Origin of the sequence: Providencia sneebia DSM 19967, from assembly GCF_000314895.2 — a bacterium.
Classification (GTDB): Bacteria; Pseudomonadota; Gammaproteobacteria; order Enterobacterales; family Enterobacteriaceae; genus Providencia; species Providencia sneebia.
On sequence record NZ_CM001773.1, the window covers coordinates 3,164,123 to 3,182,717 of the forward strand.

The 18,595-nt window shown below is 36.3% G+C and carries 16 protein-coding genes and 1 riboswitch; of the genes, 5 read left to right on the top strand and 11 right to left on the bottom strand.

Annotated elements, in window-relative coordinates; all coding sequences use genetic code 11:
* Position 1 precedes the first annotated feature (1 nt).
* Both OO7_RS13265 and OO7_RS13270 read right to left on the bottom strand, forming a co-directional pair.
* The gene (locus OO7_RS13265) at positions 2 to 433 is read right to left on the bottom strand and encodes a YeeE/YedE family protein (protein ID WP_008916438.1); all 432 of its coding nucleotides are present in this window, start codon (positions 431 to 433) and stop codon (positions 2 to 4) included.
* Positions 423 to 761 carry an ArsR/SmtB family transcription factor gene (locus tag OO7_RS13270; protein WP_008916439.1) on the bottom strand — a complete coding sequence of 113 codons (339 nt, stop codon included), beginning with the start codon at positions 759 to 761 and terminating at the stop codon, positions 423 to 425. The genes OO7_RS13265 and OO7_RS13270 overlap by 11 nt, the downstream gene beginning before the upstream one ends.
* 107 nt (positions 762 to 868) lie before the next feature.
* On the opposite strand from OO7_RS13270, the gene OO7_RS13275 reads away from it, so the two are divergent.
* A complete protein-coding gene (locus OO7_RS13275; protein WP_008916440.1) occupies positions 869 to 1,399 on the top strand; it encodes a SprT family zinc-dependent metalloprotease in 531 nt (176 codons plus the stop codon).
* 29 nt (positions 1,400 to 1,428) lie between these two features.
* Here the strand turns inward: OO7_RS13275 and OO7_RS13280 are convergent, their stop codons facing one another.
* The 3 genes from OO7_RS13280 to hcp form a co-directional block, all read right to left on the bottom strand.
* Positions 1,429 to 2,499 (bottom strand): magnesium transporter, encoded by a 1,071-nt coding sequence (locus OO7_RS13280; protein ID WP_008916441.1) that lies wholly within the window; start codon positions 2,497 to 2,499, stop codon positions 1,429 to 1,431.
* A 74-nt stretch (positions 2,500 to 2,573) separates the two neighbouring features.
* A riboswitch (M-box (ykoK) riboswitch) is annotated at positions 2,574 to 2,747 on the bottom strand.
* Positions 2,748 to 3,138: 391 nt separating this feature from the next.
* Positions 3,139 to 4,143, bottom strand: a complete 1,005-nt coding sequence (gene hcr, locus OO7_RS13285; protein WP_008916442.1) for an NADH oxidoreductase — start codon at positions 4,141 to 4,143, stop codon at positions 3,139 to 3,141.
* Between the two features lie 55 nt (positions 4,144 to 4,198).
* Positions 4,199 to 5,851, bottom strand: coding sequence for a hydroxylamine reductase (gene hcp / locus OO7_RS13290; RefSeq protein WP_008916443.1), 1,653 nt, complete (start codon positions 5,849 to 5,851; stop codon positions 4,199 to 4,201).
* Between the two features lie 518 nt (positions 5,852 to 6,369).
* Here hcp and clcA point away from each other — a divergent pair.
* The 3 genes from clcA to OO7_RS13305 all read left to right on the top strand — a co-directional run bounded on the left by clcA (position 6,370) and on the right by OO7_RS13305 (position 11,885).
* On the top strand, positions 6,370 to 7,770 hold the full coding sequence (clcA, locus tag OO7_RS13295; RefSeq protein WP_008916444.1) for a H(+)/Cl(-) exchange transporter ClcA: 1,401 nt from the start codon (positions 6,370 to 6,372) through the stop codon (positions 7,768 to 7,770).
* Between the two features lie 346 nt (positions 7,771 to 8,116).
* Entirely contained in the window at positions 8,117 to 10,243 is a 2,127-nt protein-coding gene (locus tag OO7_RS13300; RefSeq protein WP_008916445.1) for a TonB-dependent siderophore receptor, read from the top strand.
* A gap of 79 nt (positions 10,244 to 10,322) precedes the next feature.
* A complete protein-coding gene (locus OO7_RS13305; RefSeq protein WP_008916446.1) occupies positions 10,323 to 11,885 on the top strand; it encodes an alpha/beta hydrolase-fold protein in 1,563 nt (520 codons plus the stop codon).
* A 182-nt stretch (positions 11,886 to 12,067) separates the two neighbouring features.
* Here the strand turns inward: OO7_RS13305 and tehB are convergent, their stop codons facing one another.
* The 5 genes from tehB to OO7_RS13330 form a co-directional block, all read right to left on the bottom strand.
* Entirely contained in the window at positions 12,068 to 12,958 is an 891-nt protein-coding gene (tehB, locus tag OO7_RS13310) for an SAM-dependent methyltransferase TehB (RefSeq protein WP_008916447.1), read from the bottom strand.
* Between the two features lie 158 nt (positions 12,959 to 13,116).
* Complete coding sequence (locus tag OO7_RS13315; RefSeq protein WP_008916448.1) at positions 13,117 to 14,196, bottom strand: linear amide C-N hydrolase; 1,080 nt, start codon at positions 14,194 to 14,196, stop codon at positions 13,117 to 13,119.
* 350 nt (positions 14,197 to 14,546) lie between these two features.
* Positions 14,547 to 15,356: a hypothetical protein gene (locus OO7_RS13320; protein WP_008916449.1), complete on the bottom strand. Its 810-nt coding sequence runs from the start codon at positions 15,354 to 15,356 to the stop codon at positions 14,547 to 14,549.
* 231 nt (positions 15,357 to 15,587) lie between these two features.
* On the bottom strand, positions 15,588 to 16,166 hold the full coding sequence (locus tag OO7_RS13325) for a YceI family protein (RefSeq protein WP_008916450.1): 579 nt from the start codon (positions 16,164 to 16,166) through the stop codon (positions 15,588 to 15,590).
* Positions 16,167 to 16,184: 18 nt separating this feature from the next.
* Positions 16,185 to 16,742: a cytochrome b gene (locus OO7_RS13330; RefSeq protein WP_008916451.1), complete on the bottom strand. Its 558-nt coding sequence runs from the start codon at positions 16,740 to 16,742 to the stop codon at positions 16,185 to 16,187.
* Between the two features lie 432 nt (positions 16,743 to 17,174).
* Here OO7_RS13330 and OO7_RS13335 point away from each other — a divergent pair, with 432 nt between their 5' ends.
* Positions 17,175 to 17,804: a glutathione S-transferase family protein gene (locus OO7_RS13335; protein ID WP_008916452.1), complete on the top strand. Its 630-nt coding sequence runs from the start codon at positions 17,175 to 17,177 to the stop codon at positions 17,802 to 17,804.
* 128 nt (positions 17,805 to 17,932) lie between these two features.
* On the opposite strand, the gene OO7_RS13340 is transcribed toward OO7_RS13335, so the two are convergent.
* Positions 17,933 to 18,550 carry a malonate decarboxylase holo-ACP synthase gene (locus OO7_RS13340; RefSeq protein WP_008916453.1) on the bottom strand — a complete coding sequence of 206 codons (618 nt, stop codon included), beginning with the start codon at positions 18,548 to 18,550 and terminating at the stop codon, positions 17,933 to 17,935.
* Positions 18,551 to 18,595: the final 45 nt, after the last annotated feature.

The window sequence follows — 18,595 nt, forward strand, 5'->3', positions numbered from 1 at the left end:
CTTAGCGCTCAAGTAAATTTGATACGGCAACTGTAATAAATGCGACTAACATAAAGATAACTACCGCCACAATAGAGCGACGTGAGCATCTTGCCATGCCACAAATACCATGACCGCTTGTACAGCCACTGCCTAAACGTGTTCCAAATCCAACCAGAAGACCTGCAACAATTAGCTTTGGCACGCTGGTAGTTATATTAACTTCAGGCATTTTATCGACTGCGATATATAACATTGGAGAAATAATCAATCCTGCAATAAATGCCGCTTTCCATGCTGTATCACCGGCTATTGGCTTTAATAAACCACCTAAAATGCCACTAATTCCCGCTATTCTGCCATTAAAAATTAATAGGATTGTGACAGCCAATCCAATCAATAAGCCGCCGATTGCCGCAGACCACGGCGTAAAATTAGCCCAATCAATTGACATTTTTTTTCTCCTGAACAGGACAATAAAGCTGGTACAGTGTATTGAGTAAAGTTAAGAGCTTATCATCCCCAATTGCGTAATAGATCTTCTTTCCTTCACGACGAGTTGTCACTAGCCCTTCATTCCTTAATACCGTTAATTGCTGAGATAACGTTGGCTGTTGTATTCCTAATGCAAGTTCCAGATCACTGACACAAGCTTCTCCTTGTGTGAGTTGGCATAACAATAATAAACGGTCTGGGTTACCCAACGTTTTAAGCAATGATGATGTCTCAGTTGCTGCTAATTTCATCGCCAATAAGAGATCATTCGGTACTGTGTCTTTCATAAAATCACACCACAAAATTAATATATATAATTACAATATATACTTTTATATAATATTATTCAATTAAAACTTGTTTCTTTAATATTCTTTGAATTATGCTAAGCCCTATGAAAATTGCACGAGTCCCAATATATCTTCAACAAAAGACAATGCGAGTATTACGAGATAAGCTTGCGCTTGCCCAACAAAAACTAGAAAAAACGTTTCCTGAACCCGCCATTAACTATAAACAGCGCGGAACGACGGCGGGCAGCGCATACCTGAAAGAGTGGGAAATCCGTTTAAATGCTGTCTTATTGATAGAAAATGGAGAAAGCTTTATTGATGAAGTTATTCTCCATGAATTAGCTCATCTGCTGGTTTACCATGAATTTGGCCGTAAAAATATTGCTCCGCATGGTAATGAATGGAAGTGGATGATGGAACATGTGTTAGAAGTACCAGCTCGGCGCACTCATCGCTTTGAAGTTAGCTCAGTAAAAAGCCGGACTTTTGCCTATCATTGCGCTTGTCCAATAATTCATGAACTGACTATCCGAAGACATAATAAAGTGCTAAGAGGTGAAAATCAGTATTTGTGTCGAAAATGCGGTGAGATCTTAAAAGAAGGTTCGATTAGTGCGGCAGAAACAAATTAGTTCTGCCGCATCAACACAAGGGCGTGTCTTTAGGCGAACTCCGTCATTACTAATTTAGCAATTTCGAAGTAAATAATAAGACCTGTACCATCAATAAAAGTCGCAATAAATGGCGCTGATACAACCGCTGGATCAACTTTCAATTTTTGCAAAATCATTGGAATAATAGAAGAAACAATTGCGCTCCACATGGTAATTGCAACAATAGTTAAACTAACAACGATCGTAACTTCTGTTCCAACACCCAATATCCAAGCCCTGATTAAAGCTGCCCCACCAATAGTAATCGCGACTAAAAAGGACGTTGATACTTCTTTTTTTAGTACCGCTCCCAAATTACGTAAACTGACTTCACCCAGAGCCATAGCCCTGACCAGCGTTGACGTAATTTGTGTTCCACTGTTTCCGCCCGTTCCAATTAATAATGGAATAAAGAATGCAAGAGAAATGGCCGCTTCTAATTGATCTTCAAATGCTTTTAATACTGTTCCTGTATAAGCTTCTGCAACAAATAGCATTAATAACCATACAACTCGCTTACGCCATAATGTGACAGGGCTGGTTGCTAAATAAGGCTCATCAAGTGGTGTGGTTGCACCTTGAAGTTGCGCATCTAGCGTGTTCTCATCTTCAATCAGTTCCGCAATATCTTGCGGTCGTAGAACACCCATCAATTTACCAAATTGCACGACCGGGATCATATCCAAACCACTATGATTAATCAGGTCATAAACATCATGGCGAGATTGTTCTGGCGCAACTGAAAAATAATTATGTCGCATAATATCCGACACCAGTAAATTTTCTTCTGCGGCTAATAGTGATTTAACGGAAAGAATACCGTTTAAATAATTATCCTGATCAACAACAAATAAATAAGTTGGGATCTGTTCACCTTCTAAGTGCTCGATCAAACTTTTTTTCACGCAATCAACTGAATCAGCAAGAGAAACTGGCAAATATGATTGACTCATATAAGCGCTGACTGTTGCATCATCGACTTTTGGTTGCTGTGTGTTGTTATTTTTTAGGCGTGCGCCTTTCATTGCGGACTGAGCAATTGCTACAGTTCCCGCTTTATTCTGGGAAGTGAATGTCATTTTTTTAGACCCTAGTTACTGTTGTTTACTCAAACAGTACTCACATAGGGGCGAAACCAGATGAGAGAATGCGATGGCTATCTCCACGTCTCGGTTTTAGCACTATACAACGTATCCTACTAATCAGTAGGAAGTTACATGGGGATATACCTTCGTTCGATATATCCTGTCCTGATCTTGGGCGTCTCTCGACGTCGTCAGATCAGCAACCTGTGTTTGTATAGGAGCCTCGCCTAACGAGATACTGCACTTTTGATGCGACGCGAATTATAACCATTGGAGCCTGAATTACCACCAAAAACAGACAATAATGAAGAGATTGAAATAATGTCGTTTAGGTTTCGTTTAAGTTAATGTATAACAAAGATTCTGTTTGTAACAAAGTGTAATTAATCATAAGTTTTGATTTTATCTATAAAAAACAGTAATAAAACAAAGTTATAAAAAAATCGAAAAAATAATATTCATTTAACAAAATTGAATTAAATTTATTTTTAATTGATTACAAATGATATAACAGAATGATTTTTGTCATTGTATAAATAATTGGGGAATATAAAACAGATAAAAATCGCCTTACTATCCTAAAGATAATAAAGCGATTAGATGGTAGATGATAATATTGATTATTTAAATAGATTAAGCGATTTCTGTATCACCTTGTAATTGGCAACTACACGCTAGCACATATCCTTCAGCAATCTCTTCTGGTGTTAAAGTCATTGTGCTGCTAGTTGTATAATTTCCTGAAAGGATTTTAGTTTTACAACTACCACAAACACCTGCACGACAAGCAGCGATAACAGGCTGTTTATGTTCTTCTAGTGCGGATAATAGCGTTGAACCAACGGGAACTTTAAAATCAGCCAAGCGATGGCGGATCTTTAATGTCAATACATCCTCACTTTCAACAACTTCTGGTTCTAATGAAAAACGTTCCATAAAGAAATTTTCATTAGGAACATTAAGATTTTCTGCAAATTGTTTTGCATTTTTCATATAAGGCGTCGGACCACACACCATCACAACTCTTGAATCAATATCAGGAACTAACGCTAATAATTTTTCTTGAGTTAAACGCCCTTCTGCTATTTCTCCGTTATCGGGAGTTTCAGCCATAATACAAAGTTGTAATCTCGATGAGTAACATTCAATTAATTGCTGCCACTCATCAGCAAAAATAACTTGCTGTTTATCTCTAACATTGAATAATACTTTCACATTCGCTTCTGGCTTATTTGCCATTAACCAACGAACCATAGACATTATTGGTGTTACACCACAGCCCGCTGCTAGCATTAAATATTGGTCACTATTTAATTGTGCGCAAGAAAAATCACCTTGGGCATCAGAGAACCAGAGATAATCACCCGGTTTTACCGCATTTGTTAACCAACTAGAACCTACTCCATCATCAAGTCGTCTTACTGTAATAGAAATAAAACGGCTTTGGCCTGGTGTTGATGAAAGCGTGTATGCACGCATAACTTCATCACTATTTTTAATACTCACCAAAGCATATTGACCCGGAGAATATAGATAAAAATCATGATTAATTAAATTTATAGTCCAAACATCTGCGGTTTCTTGATTAATCGAGTGTATTTGCATTCTATTTGGGCATAAATTACTTGGCATTGTCATCGTGTCACTCCGATTAAAAGAGGAACTCATGTCCCTCTTTTTGCTTTTATTTATTTTATGCCGGCAAAATTTCTGCCAGATCCTGCTCTACAGTCGTAATGCTGCGCATACCAAATTTCTCATTGAGCACATTCATTAAGTTTTCAGTCAAGAAGCCCGGTGCTGTTGGCCCTGTATAAATATTTTTTACGCCAAGTGCTAATAGTGTCAGTAGAATAACAATCGCTTTTTGCTCAAACCATGATAGAACTAAGCTCAATGGTAAGTCATTAACACCACAACCTAATTTTTCAGCCAGATTAACGGCAAGCATAATGGCTGAATAAGCATCGTTACATTGACCTACATCTAAAAGACGTGGTAGCCCTTCTAAAGTACCAAAGTCTAATTTATTGAAACGATATTTACCGCAAGCTAATGTCATAATTAAGCAGTCATTAGGCACACTACGAGCAAAATCAGTATAATAGCTGCGTTCACCACGGCTACCATCACAACCACCAATTAAGAATACATGGCGTAATTTTTTCTGAGCAACTAAATCAATCACCGCGTCAGCTGCACCTAATAAGGTTTGGCGACCAAAGCCAACGGTAATTTTGTGTTCAATTTCGGTATATGGGAACCCACTCATTGATTGAGCTTGTTGGATCATTTCTGAGAAATTATCACCAACTAAATGTTTAGCACCTGGCCAACCGACAATACTGCGCGTCCAAATACGGTCTTTATATTGACCAACATCCGGATCAATAATGCAGTTAGAGGTCATCAACACAGGGCCAGGGAATTTAGCAAATTCAGTTTGCTGATTTTGCCAACCACTGCCATAGTTCCCAACAAGATGGGAATATTTTTTCAATTCAGGATAGCCATGAGCAGGTAACATCTCACCATGCGTATAAACATTGATGCCCGTTCCTTCTGTTTGCTCAAGCAACATTTTTAAATCTTTCAGGTCATGACCTGAAATAAGGATACATTTACCTGCAACTGGGCGAACATTAACTTCAGTTGGAATAGGATGACCAAATTCACCCGTTTCACCAGCATCAAGAATTTCCATCACTTTGAAATTCATCATGCCGATAGCCATTGCTTTTTCAAGCAAATCATTCATATCTGTTGGTAATGTTCCTAACCAAGCCATAATTTCATGATATTGAGCATAGATTTCATCATCATATTGACCCAACACATGAGCATGTTCCATATAAGCTGCCGCGCCTTTTAAGCCATATAAAGACAGCATACGAAGGCCATGAATATCATCACCAACAACAGATTTATCAATATCAAGTGCAAAACTTTTTGCTTGTTGTTGCAGAGCTTCAATATCTGCACTTTCAAGTTGTAAATTAATCAATGGATGATTAAAAGCCACAGCACTATTTTTTAATTGGCATTGCTTAATCAGTTTATCGCGCAAATAAATAGCTTCACGCGCATAACCAATAATACGTTCAGAATCAAAGTTAACATTTGTTAATGTTGAGAAGAAAGCACGTGGAGCAAAACTATCTATATCATGATCAATAATGCCTAATTCTCTAGCCGTTACAGCACTTGCTGATAAACTTTGTAGCACAGCAACAAGTAAATCTTGTAAATCTGACGTCTCAGCCGTTTTACCGCACATACCCTGCGCGTATGCACAGCCATTACCAGCTGGAGTTCTAATTGTTTGTTCACATTGCACACAGTACATGTTCATTACCTCATAAGTTGCATTTCAAATACAACATTAAGACTAAACCTTTTTTGATAATAAGAAAGCGAGATTTTTAATGATCTAACAATTTATTGATCTATATTAATGTTTAAAGAAAATGAGAATTATTTTCAATATCAAAAAATTAGCTTACCCTATGTATTATTTATTCCATTTTTTGCTGTCTTAAGTTATTCCTTAATTTTATCTTTGTTACTTAAATATTTACTTTTGAATTTAAAATACAAACTAAAAAAATTAAAAATATTTAATCAATTTTATTGATAGTGAAAAAAATAAATTAGTCACAAATTCTTATTATTTATGACTATCAAGATTAACCAAAATATTAAAAATCTATTTGAGATTATCTTTTATAGATAAATAAAGGGAATATAGATGATTTTTTTAATAACATACGTGATTTAAAATTCATGATATGGTTTGTCCATTGTTTGACTATGATAGAATTAGCCATGTATTGAGTAATACCACCAATGGAGAGTCGCAAAAAGATGCCCAGTCAAGATCCCAACAATCAATCCACAATGAATTACCGTTTCGGGATACTCAAACAATTAAAAGAATCCGACAAAAGCCCATTAGTGGTTTTATTTTTATCAGCGGTTATTGGTACATTTGTTGGTTTAGTCGGATCAATGTTTGAGCTAGGAACAACATGGGTTGGAAATTATCGCAGCAATACAGTCTCTGAATTGGTGACAAATAAATGGTTAATAATTCCCGCAATGTTTGTCGTTTCTGCAATTCTCGCCATGATAGGTTATTACCTCGTCAAAAAAATATCGCCTGAATCCGGTGGCTCAGGAATTCCAGAAATTGAAGGCGCTCTGCAGGATTTACGTCCCGTCAGATGGTGGCGAGTTATTCCAGTTAAATTTATTGGTGGATTAGGTACATTAGGCTCAGGCATGGTACTTGGTCGCGAAGGACCAACAGTTCAACTTGGGGCCAATATTAGCCAAATGTTTTATGATATTTTTCGTATTAAGAATAATGAATCACGACACACTTTATTAGCGGCGGGTGCAGCAGCTGGTTTGACAACCGCATTTAATGCCCCACTTGCGGGTATTTTATTTGTTCTAGAAGAAATGCGCGCGCAATTTAAATATGATCTCATCTCTGTCAAAGCCGTATTTATTGGTGCCATTACTTCAACTATCGTATATCGATTAATTTGTGGTGAAGCGGCCATATTAAATATTGGCCATTTTTCGTCAGCGCCCTTAAATACACTTTGGCTCTATTTAGTTTTAGGTATGATATTTGGCGTAATTGGTGTTTCTTTTAATGGCTTTTTACTCTATCTACAAACTAAATTCCTTGCATTTTATAAAGGAAAAATCTCCCGTTTTGTATTAATGGGAGGTTTAATTGGCGGAAGTTGTGGTGCTATTGGCGTTTATACACCAGAAATTGTTGGGGGTGGCTTTTCTGTTATTCACCAAATGATGGCTGGAAGTTTCATGGTACCGACGCTGATTCTCTTTTTTGTTTTACGTTTTCTTACTTCAACAATTAGTTTTAGTTCTGGCGCACCGGGTGGTATTTTTTCACCTTTATTGGCATTAGGAACATTATTTGGTGGAATTTATGGCTACGGTGCACTTTCGCTTTTCCCTGATTACTCAATAGAAGTAGGAACCTTTGCAATCGCGGGAATGGGGGCATTATTTGCAGCAACAGTTAGGGCACCATTAACTGGGCTAGTGCTTGTTCTTGAAATGACCAGTAATTATCAACTCATTTTACCCATGATTATTACTTGTCTTGGTGCCACAATGATTGCGCAATTACTTGGCGGTAGACCGCTATATACCGTTATTTTAGAAAGAACATTAGAAAGACTTGCTAAAGAAAAATCAGCCTCTCAAACTAAAGCTGAAAATTAAATCTATCAGAATGGGGGGTAACTCCCCCTTTAATAATAACAGGTCAATTCATTTTATTTACCATTAATCATTGCTTGCTCACCGCCCATATCAGATAAAATTGAGTTATCTTTTTCCCCATAAAAAGTTATTAATTTTAGTAATATAAATAGATAAATATACGTTTGACATGCTAATAAAAATAAAATTCTTATTCGTATTCACTTTTTAATAACATTCATTCTGCAATCACTTTTCGATAATAAAATATTATTTATAACTTTTTTAGATTACTATTGATCGATTATCATTCTCATATAAGATGCTAATCTCAAACATCTTTTTGTATATGATAATAGGCATCTCTATGTTAATAAAAAGTAAATTATCGCTATTGTCGATGTTAATAGCTTCACCATTAGCTTTGGCTGGTTCTAAATCTGAAGTTTTAATTGTTACTCCTCCTAGTTCTAACGAGATATACACAGCAACAAAAACCACATCTGCAACAAAGACTGATACTGAGATAGCGAAATTACCTCAAACGGTTAACGTTGTGACTAAAACTCAAATGGAAAATAGAGCCGCCGAAACAGTTGTTGATGCACTTAGGTATACACCTGGTGTCGTTACAGAATATCGTGGTGATTCAAACCGAAATGATGAAGTCTTTAGTCGTGGATTTGATTATGCAAATAAAATTCTTGATGGTATATCTTTTGGCGGAAATGCCTCTTCTTCAATGGGAACAACTGAACCTTGGTTCTTAGATAGAGTTGAAATGATAAAAGGACCGGCGTCTGTACAATATGGGCAGATAAGCCCAGGCGGGGTTATTGTTATGACCAGTAAAAAGCCAACCGCAGAGAAAATAAATAAAGTTCAATTACGTGCAGGAAATAGAAATAAAACAGAAGGCTTTCTCGATTTAGGAGGAAAATTAACAGATGATGGTACCGTTTTATATCGCCTAAATGGTTTAGCTAAAAAGAAAGACACTCAAGTTAAAGATTATGAGGAAGAAAAATATGCTATTGCGCCTGCAATAACATTTCTTAATGAAAATACGACGTTCACACTTTTAGGCTATTTACAAAATTCCCCAAAAAATGGTTATCGAAATTTTCTGCCAAAAATAGGTACTCTTGAATCAACGCCAGAAGGTAAGATCCCACAAGATTTCAATATAAGTAACCCTGACTATAATATATCCAAACAAAAACAACATAGTATTGGTTATGAATTTGAACATAATTTCAGTGATACCGTTTCATTAGTACAAAAAGCTCGCTATGCAGAAATTGATGAAAAATATAATTATTTAGTATTCAATTCAATATCAACTGAAGCCGCGAACTATCCTTATATCTTAAAACGCATGGCTCAACATGAGAAAACAAAGCTCAATACATTTGGTGTTGATACACATTTGAATTTTGATATTAACCATAATCGCCTTTCTCAAACGCTATTAGTCGGTGTCGATTACAAATGGACTAAAGAAGACAAACAATTTTGGAGAGATAGAAATAGCAATTACGATATTGACTGGCGCAATCCTAATTACCAAAAAGTAGATGAATCCAAACAAACGGTGTCGACAGATCAGTTACAAAAAAGTGATCAGGTCGGCGTTTATCTTCAAGATCAATTAGAATGGAATAATTGGAATTTATTAGCCAGCACTCGCTATGACTGGGTTGAAGTGAGAACTCAAGATAGAACAAGTAGTAATAGATACCAACAAAATGATGGAAAATTAACAGGATTAATCGGCTTATTATATACATTTGATAATGGTATTTCGCCTTATATCAGTTATAGCACCTCTTTTGAGCCCAATCTTGCAACCAATAGAAAACCGGGAAGTAAGCCATTTGATCCCAAAACAGCAAAACAAACAGAAGTGGGTATTAAATATCTTACACCTGACCAAAATACACTTGCCACCTTATCGTTTTACGATATTGAACAAAAAAATATTCCTAAATATGATTCAGATTTAGGATATATGACACTTATTGGAAAAGGTGAAAGTAAGGGTATAGAAGCCCAAATAAACAGCAAAATTACTGATAAAATTGCGGTTACTGGTGCGTACGCATATACAAAAACAAAAGTTCTTGAAACAACAAATCCTGCTGAAAAAGGGAAAGAGTTTCCTCGTATTCCCAAAAATATGTTCTCAGCATGGGGACAATATAATGAAAACGCGGGGATGTTTAATGGCGCAAAAGCAGGTGTCGGCATTCGTTATATAGGCTCTAGTAAAGCTGCCGCAGATAATAGTTTTTCCGTACCAAGCGTCACATTATACGATGCAATGGTTGGCTATGATCTCGGAGAACTATCTTCTTCCTTAAAAGGCGCAACAATACAATTAAATGTCAATAATTTAACTGATAAGCATTATGTCTCATCTTGTGGAATGGCAGATGCCTGTTTTTATGGCATTGGACGGACCGGCACAGTCACATTTGATTACTCTTGGTAAAAACGGAGGCTATGTCGACTTCAGACATAGCCTTTATTTTTTCTATCATCAAGAACAATTATAAAAAGAGTGAGGGCTCATGAAGTCAGTATTACTGTGTACAATGATAGCTATCAGCGCAGCACCAGCGATAGCATCTCCCTGCAAAGAATTACCTTCTCAAGGAACGCAAGCAGGAACATTTGATGCCAATGGTAAAGTTTGTTTTCAATTTCCAGCGTTTAACGAGAATTATATTGTTGCAACATTAAATGGTGCCACTGATGCACAGTTGCTAGATCAACAAAATCACGATTTACGCACATTGCTTGAAGCGGGCCCTGCTGATGGTGAAAAATCACTGCTATTTGCATTGCCAATTGGGCAAACATCGTCATTAATGTTATACGGAAATGAAGGTGCGAATTGGCATTTTAACTGGGATATCAAGGAAACCAAGCCATTAAACCGCGCGCAAAATCTTTATCCTATTAGCCCAACATTACAACAACTCACAAAAGAGTTGGCTACAGGTAAAACAACTGATGAATTTTGGAAGCAACAAAAAATTAATGGCACACCGCTTGTTGAGCCTATAGATGCCACACATAAGCGCGTCACCTTTTTGTGGCGAAGTGCTCGTGGTAATGTCTTTATTCTAGGGTCACCCGCAGGCGACCATGACCCAATGTTTAAGCTTGGAGACTCCGATGTCTGGTTTCGTAGCTACGTTGTTCCCGCAGATACCCGAATGCAATATCAATTAGCCCCCGATGTTCCTAAAATAGCGGGAAACGCAAGAGATCAGCGTCGAGCAATTTTGGTTAGCGCACAAGCAGATCCACTTAATCCTCACACGATGAACATAGCAAAGGTTGATCGGTGGAATAAATCTTCATTATTAGATTTAAAACCAACTCGCTATTTTACTCAGGAAACTATGTCGCAACCTATACGCCACGGTTCTCTGACTCGTCATTCATTGAAAAGTGAACGCCTTGAGAATAGCCGAGAAATTCTCTTATATAGTCCAAATGTTAATTCCCCAGCTAGTTGGACATTATTTTTATTTGATGGCCAAATTTGGCAAGATAAATATCATACTGCTAACGTTCTGGATGCTCTCATTGCAAATCATCAATTACCGCCAGTTAATATCGTATTTATCGATAGTTTAGACAGTAAACGCCGCTCAGATGAACTACCCGCAAACCAACATTTTGCAGATTTTATGGCTCATGAATTATTACCTTGGGTAAAGCAAAATGGTATTCCTGTACATGAAGGAAAAACAATTGTTGCAGGTGCCAGCTACGGAGGTTTAGCATCATCTTGGGTTGCGCTGCAATACCCAATGCTATTTAGCAATGTGTTAAGTCTTTCAGGATCTTATTGGTGGGCACCCGAAGGCGAAAAAGCAGGCTGGTTGATTCGTCAATATCAACAATCTCAGCATTACCCTGTCCGTTTTTGGATCCAAGCAGGGCTTTTTGAAGCTCAAGGCGTTGATGGCGGCATTTGGCGTAATAGCCAAGATCTTGAACAAGTGCTACGTGATAAAAAATATCGCACAAGCTTCCATTCATGGTCAAGTGGGCATGATTACGCTGCTTGGGTTGAAGCTTTGGTGGATGGATTACGAGATCTTACCAAATCCAACTAAATTTATGATAAGTAAAATATTCTAATATAGAACTGGTCTAGTAATAAGCTGATCCAGTAAATATGATTAGTCTGTACTAGATTATATTCTACGCCAAAATATTTTTTCTTAGAATACGATAACTGATTTAAAACGAGAATCTTAAAGGGGAGTTACCTCCCCTTTAATGAATTGAATTGAATTTAATTCTTTTTCTTCGCTATTAACGTAGCAAAGTTAAGCCCAATACGGTTGCCTTTATCATCTGTTTTATGAAGATGACCAAGGTCTTCATTATATTTAAGAATATCCCAATCTTTATAATATTCTGTCAATTCCCCAGATTTTAGGTAAGATTTAAACGGAATAAACTCTACGGGTGCATCTGGCGTTTCAACAGGGCAAACAATCAAATTAATACCACCGGGTAAGGTATGAGCTTGCATATCAGCAATAACACTCGCAATATTTTCACGTTGCAAAAACATTAATACAACGGTCGAAATAATAAGGTCATAATCCCCTTTTATTTGATGACTGTTAATATCGTAGATCGCTGTCTTAATATTCTCTATACCTGATTGTTTCTTCACAAAATCGATAGCTTGAATATGTTGCGCATTAATGTCTACAGCGGTGACATCATAGCCTTTTTGGGCAAGATAAAAACTATTACGACCGCGGCCAGAGCCAAGATCTAGTACTTTACCTGGCTGCGATAGGTTATTTTCACATAAATATCTGACTTCTGAATGCGGTATTGTTAAACCATATTCTTTATAAAATTTAATTTCTGGATCGCATAAAAAAGAGAGCTGGCATTGCATATCATCACTACAAGACGAAATTCTGTGCCAAACTTGAGGATCAATTAATGGGGGTTGGTGATTTACATCAAATGTAAACTGCTGCTCACGACCATCATCTGAAAAAATAATAAAATCCAGATTTCCTTTTAAGACCCGAAGCTGCGCATAAGTACCTTCTTTTGTGTTGTGACGCTCTTGAAACATCGAAGGAAGAGAAGATTTATCCCATACTGGCATAACCTTATAACTAACTAGCTCGCTCATATCATCACCATTAAGTTGCATATTAAATACATCTTATAACTTTATTTGTATATCTGCAAAGATTTCATAAAGTAATGATAGAAGGCTTGATAGAAATCAACCTTCTATCCTCATCCCTATTCTAATACCAAATCGGCATAAGATAATTGAAATATGCAAGGATAGAAGGTGAATAAGAATTAGTAACCTAATTGTTTAGCTGATAGACCTAAAAACTCAAAAGGTTTACTCTCAACATATTTGCTAGTTGCATCACCAGAAAATATATTGCTCTGCTCCTTACCTAAATCTAATTTTTTCACTTTACCTGTTTCGGCTGAAAAATCGATATTATTCAAGTTGGTCCAAAAAGTATTGGAAGTCATGGTGGATTCAAAGAAATAAAGCTTACGTTTATGATCGGCTAATGTCCGCCAGCGTGTTGATGATATTTCAGGAGAATCAGCACTCGAAATTCCATAAGGAACAGAAACATTACGGATCACACTGATAACACTTGCTACTGCTTTATCTGGTGTCGTTTTCTGTGGGATAGCATTAATATAGAATTGGGCACGAGCAAATCTATCAGCTGAACGATTTGTTCCAGGTAATACCGTCATTCCACCTATTCCTTGCCAATATTCCTGCATTGCTAATTGTTTTTCATAGATAGGTGAGTTTGTCATGACTTGATACTGACGGCTATGATGAATAACTTGCTTACCATCAATATATTCTATAATTGCACTATCGCCACTTGCATCAGATAAAGACAAATGTAATGTCGCTAAACGGTCTTGTCTTGGTACATTATCAGTCATCACTATTAGTGGTGTTTTTTCAAGTGACTCAACAGCTTCAGCAACTGTGGCATAATTATCTAACATATATTGTGCCCACAAGGAGATAGATAATGCAGGTTGTTTATTCTCTGCTGAAGGATATTTTGACTCAGCTAACCATAATAAATTAGCGACTAAGCCTTTCTCATTAATACCATCTGTTGTTGATATGTCATAGCCTGATGCAATAACGCTACCATACTTTGATTTCCATTTAAGGGAATCTGGACCTGCAGCACCGTCTCGCACCATGCCTCTTGGGAAAATCCATAAATTGGTATCAATCTCATATTTCCAATCCATGGTTCTTGCGGTCATGATTTGTTGTTCTTCACCTAAATAAACCACCCGAGTACAAGCTTGAGTAACAACTGATGGAACATACACCGCTGCCGCTGTCAGTAATGCAACCACGCTTTTTTTTACAAATGACATACTACCTCCTAAGCCCTAAATAAAACTAATAAATTGAAATAGATTAAGTAGATAAAATAATTAAATATAATAATAAATTATTTCATTATCCGACTTCAGTATGTCCTTTTTCTTACTCAATTTATATGTCAATTTTGAATAGATAATCTATTATTTCTAATAAGAAAATTATAGAAGATTTATAACAGATAAACATAATTTATTGCTCATCTGAAACATCCAATAACAATTAAATTACTTTTGTATGGATTTGCATAGAAGAGGTAAATCTATTTAAAAATGCTTGATAGATTATAATAATTGGCGTGATACAGCACCCCATCAATATTAATAGGATGCTATCTTAATGGCTATGTATTTGTGTTATTAGAGGAAGAGAAAAGCGTGCGCAAAAATGCCGCTTTCTGTTGATTATCTGGGATCTCTAATGCCTGCCCATAAAAATAGATCATAGTCTGGCATGTAAGAGCAGGCTGAAGTTTAGCTTTATCTAAATCACCAAGAAGTAAAACTGAATTACCGTATTCCTTTATGACCTTTTGTTGAATATCCTTCAAAATAGCTGTCTGTTCTTCAATTGGTAATATAGATTGCTGAATACCTGATTCGCTGGAAATTAACAATTCATTCGTTGCATCAAGTCGCTCAACCAGATTTTCGCTATTTTTTTCTGGCAATGTCATGTCTGTTGAGTCACGCAAGTCGGGAAATAGAGAATAAAAACACGATTTCCCAGACGGATCAGACTCTAACAAGTTAGATAAATATTCATTCATTTTCAGAGTGAAATTAATCACAGCGTCATCTGAAGCATAAGGCATTCTTTCCAGAACCAATTTCATTGAGCTGCCAGTAATTTGATCATACATTTGACGAGTCAACTTTTCATTTGACGGGTCATAGGTATGAATCGCTAACTCAATACTTTGGAATGTTTCAGGGCTAATTTGCTTAATAGTGATAAGAATAGGCAGTTTTTTTTCTAGGTTTGCCAAGATTTTTGCTTGTGCAGGAGTTAACGGATCTATCGATACAATTGGCGTAGCATCACTTTCTGTTTGCACTGAAAGAGAATTATTATCTTTACCCAGCCAAGAAAAAACTAAAGCAAAAGCGATAAAAATAAGCACTACTACAATTGCAGTTTTGCGTGAACTCATTGTTTTCAAAAGATACCCCTGCTTCTTATCCCAAATTACTTAGCAATTATCCAAAATAAGGAAAAATAACTCGATATAAGTAATAAATATCACTTAATTTACAACATATTGTATTACGTTATAATACTAATTAGCTATAGAAAAATAGAATTATACCAATATTCAATAATAAAAAACCCCAGTATAAAATTATACTGGGGCTATTTAATGCATTTTTTCGTAGAAAACGAATTATTTAGCTTGAACACCTTCAACAGAAATTAATAATTCGACTTCTTGTGATTTTGGACCAAGGTCTGATTTTATATTAAATTCTTTTAGCTTAATATTACCTTGTGCCTCAAACCCTGCACGGTATCCACCCCATGGATCTTTACCTTCACCCATGAGTTTTGCATCCAAAGTAATTGGCTTGGTAACACCATTTAGCGTGAAATCACCCGTGATTTTATAGACTTCACCTTCTTTTTTCACATCTGTTGATACAAATTTAGCTTCAGGGAATTTCGCCGAATTTAAGAAATCAGCGCTGCGTAAATGTTTATCACGCTCTGCATGGTTAGTATCAATGCTTCCCGTTTTAATGGTTACTTCAACTTTATCTTTTGCTGGATCTTTTGCATCATAAGTGAAACTACCATCAAAATCTTTGAAACTACCATATACCCAGCTGTAACCTAAATGCTGAATACGAAATTCAATAAATGCATGTTGGCCTTGTTTGTCAAATTGGTAAGTTTCAGCCAATGCAGAACCCGCTGTTAAAAATAGAGCACCCGTAGTCAGACCCAGAATCGTTTTCTTAAACATATCTATTCTATCTCCACATTAATTATCGGGATTAAAGCCCAACATTCTTTTTAAAGTAATATCACGATCAAAAAAGTGATGTTTCAATGCTGCAAATGCATGCAAAAGGGATAACAAAACAACTGCCCAAGCTAAATAAAGATGAATGTCACCCGCTGTATCCGCTTGTGTTGCAGAACCTGTAAATAAAGCAGGAACATCAAACCAACCAAAAACACTTATTGGCTGCCCATCTGCTGTCGAAATTAAATATCCACTAATTAAAATACTAAATAAAATAATATAAATTAGAAGTTGTGCAATGCTTGAACTAATTCGTGTTATACGGCTATAGCTAGCCAATGGCTTTGGTGGTGGAGAAATAAAACGCCAAATCACACGAAATGCCATAATAATAAATAATAAAATTCCTATACTTTTATGGATCTCAGGAGCTTGATGGTACCAAGAATCGTAATAGCCTAAAGATACCATCCATAAGCCCAATGCAAACATTGCATATACTGTAATGGCGACTACCCAATGTATGAGTAATGATAAGTGCCCATAGCGAGTAGCACTATTTTTCCACTGCATAATTAATAACCTTATAAATTTAAAGGTAACTGTTTTAAACTGCTATTAATAATAAGGGGATTTAAGATTGATTCCTATCCCTATCTTAAACAAATATTTTGTTTAAGATATTCAAATACTATCAACCAGAATAAGATTTCTGCTATTTATTATTTTAATTACATTAAAATAATCCAGTATTGGTAAACTTATCTTTTATATTTGTAAAATTAAGAAACAAATTACAATTAGAAAGTCTAATTCAACATTTTTTGTTATAAGCTATAATTATTAATTATAAAATAAAATGGCTAATACAATTAGCCTAGTCCAATATTAGATTAAATCAACTCTATTATACATATCATAATATGATGTAGATTAAGTAATCACTTGCAGTAAGTAAACTTTATATGGTTTTATACAAATAATATAAATATAGTGGGTCATATTATGTATAAACTTTGGATAGCGAATAAAAATTACTCGTCATGGTCTTTACGCCCTTGGATCCTACTAAAAGCACTAAATATCCCTTTTGAAGAAAAGCTATGCTACTTCGAGAATGGGAAAAGTAGTTATGAAAAATTTAAACAATTCTCACCCACCGGTTTAGTTCCTTGCTTAATAGATGAAGAACTGATTGTTTGGGATTCTCTCGCTATCTGCGAATATATTGCAGAAGAGTATCCCCAAGTATGGCCTGTTAGCAAAACAGCTCGGGCATGGGCAAGAAGTGCTAGTGCTGAAATGCATTCAGGTTTCACCGCTCTTCGCCAACAATGCCCGATGAATTGTAAACATCAAGCTCCTTTAGATACCCTTTCCCATGAATTGCAATCTGATTTAAATCGTCTTCAACAGCTCTGGCTGTATGGATTAAATAATTACGGCGGGCCGTGGCTTGCGGGCGATAAATTTACAGCTGTGGATGCTTTTTTTGCACCTGTAGCACTTAGAGTTAATAGCTATCAACTCACAATAAATGAAGCTGCACAAAGGTGGATTAACCAAATAGTTGCTCTCCCAGCGATGCAAGAATGGTTCAATGCAGGTGTTGCGGAACCCGAAATAGATCATTAGTCAATTCAAAACTGCTGGATCATGATGCTCACCAGCAGTTTAATTTGAATGAGAAACAATCACCTGTACGAACATCAAAATTACTTTTTAATCTATTTGGCTACTATTTATTCTTTTACCAATGAATATTAAAGACTTTCATCCCAAGGGTCTGCTGTCATAACATCACCATCCGGTGTATGAAGCGTAACTTGATCGTTGTTAAACCATTCTGCTAATGAAAACCCACCTTTCGGTGTCTCAACATGAATATCAATCCGACATAGTGGAGTATTCGCTTTAATCGCAAACTCGGCAAAATCTTCTTTTTTCTGACGTGTCGGGCAGCGAATTAACACATCGAGATCGCAATCAGCCAGCATGCTTTGAATATCAGTAACTAATGTATAAGCACAACTTCCGGTAACGGCCCATTTCCAAGGCCATTTATGTTGAGATAACAACAACAATATTTGCACAGGAGGCAAAGCGATAAACATTGAACGTTGCAATTCACGTGAATTAGAAACTAATGACTCTACATTCATAACGTGGGTAATTGCAGACTTATCAATTTCAGTCACAACTCGCTGGGAAGGCTTAATTCCTCTAATTCCCACAACTAATTTTCCATCAGCTGCAGATTCTCTTCGAACAACTAAAGGTAATTGGCTGTTCCACTGAGAGCTCACCCATTCAGGTAATGATGCTATAGGTAAATCATCAAGACTATTGACCCAAACAAAATCATGGGGATTCACTTGCATTATCTATTCCTTATTCTTTTTCTAAATTGCCGACTTGCTCTTAGG

Coding starts and splice junctions, on each gene's coding strand:
- OO7_RS13340 (WP_008916453.1), bottom strand. CDS start 18,550: ATGCAAGTGAATCCCCATGATTTTGTTTGGGTCAATAGTCTTGATGAT.
- OO7_RS13325 (WP_008916450.1), bottom strand. CDS start 16,166: ATGTTTAAGAAAACGATTCTGGGTCTGACTACGGGTGCTCTATTTTTA.
- OO7_RS13330 (WP_008916451.1), bottom strand. CDS start 16,742: ATGCAGTGGAAAAATAGTGCTACTCGCTATGGGCACTTATCATTACTC.
- tehB (WP_008916447.1), bottom strand. CDS start 12,958: ATGCAACTTAATGGTGATGATATGAGCGAGCTAGTTAGTTATAAGGTT.
- OO7_RS13320 (WP_008916449.1), bottom strand. CDS start 15,356: ATGAGTTCACGCAAAACTGCAATTGTAGTAGTGCTTATTTTTATCGCT.
- OO7_RS13335 (WP_008916452.1), top strand. CDS start 17,175: ATGTATAAACTTTGGATAGCGAATAAAAATTACTCGTCATGGTCTTTA.
- OO7_RS13305 (WP_008916446.1), top strand. CDS start 10,323: ATGAAGTCAGTATTACTGTGTACAATGATAGCTATCAGCGCAGCACCA.
- OO7_RS13275 (WP_008916440.1), top strand. CDS start 869: ATGAAAATTGCACGAGTCCCAATATATCTTCAACAAAAGACAATGCGA.
- clcA (WP_008916444.1), top strand. CDS start 6,370: ATGCCCAGTCAAGATCCCAACAATCAATCCACAATGAATTACCGTTTC.
- OO7_RS13265 (WP_008916438.1), bottom strand. CDS start 433: ATGTCAATTGATTGGGCTAATTTTACGCCGTGGTCTGCGGCAATCGGC.
- hcp (WP_008916443.1), bottom strand. CDS start 5,851: ATGTACTGTGTGCAATGTGAACAAACAATTAGAACTCCAGCTGGTAAT.
- OO7_RS13280 (WP_008916441.1), bottom strand. CDS start 2,499: ATGACATTCACTTCCCAGAATAAAGCGGGAACTGTAGCAATTGCTCAG.
- OO7_RS13300 (WP_008916445.1), top strand. CDS start 8,117: ATGTTAATAAAAAGTAAATTATCGCTATTGTCGATGTTAATAGCTTCA.
- hcr (WP_008916442.1), bottom strand. CDS start 4,143: ATGACAATGCCAAGTAATTTATGCCCAAATAGAATGCAAATACACTCG.
- OO7_RS13315 (WP_008916448.1), bottom strand. CDS start 14,196: ATGTCATTTGTAAAAAAAAGCGTGGTTGCATTACTGACAGCGGCAGCG.
- OO7_RS13270 (WP_008916439.1), bottom strand. CDS start 761: ATGAAAGACACAGTACCGAATGATCTCTTATTGGCGATGAAATTAGCA.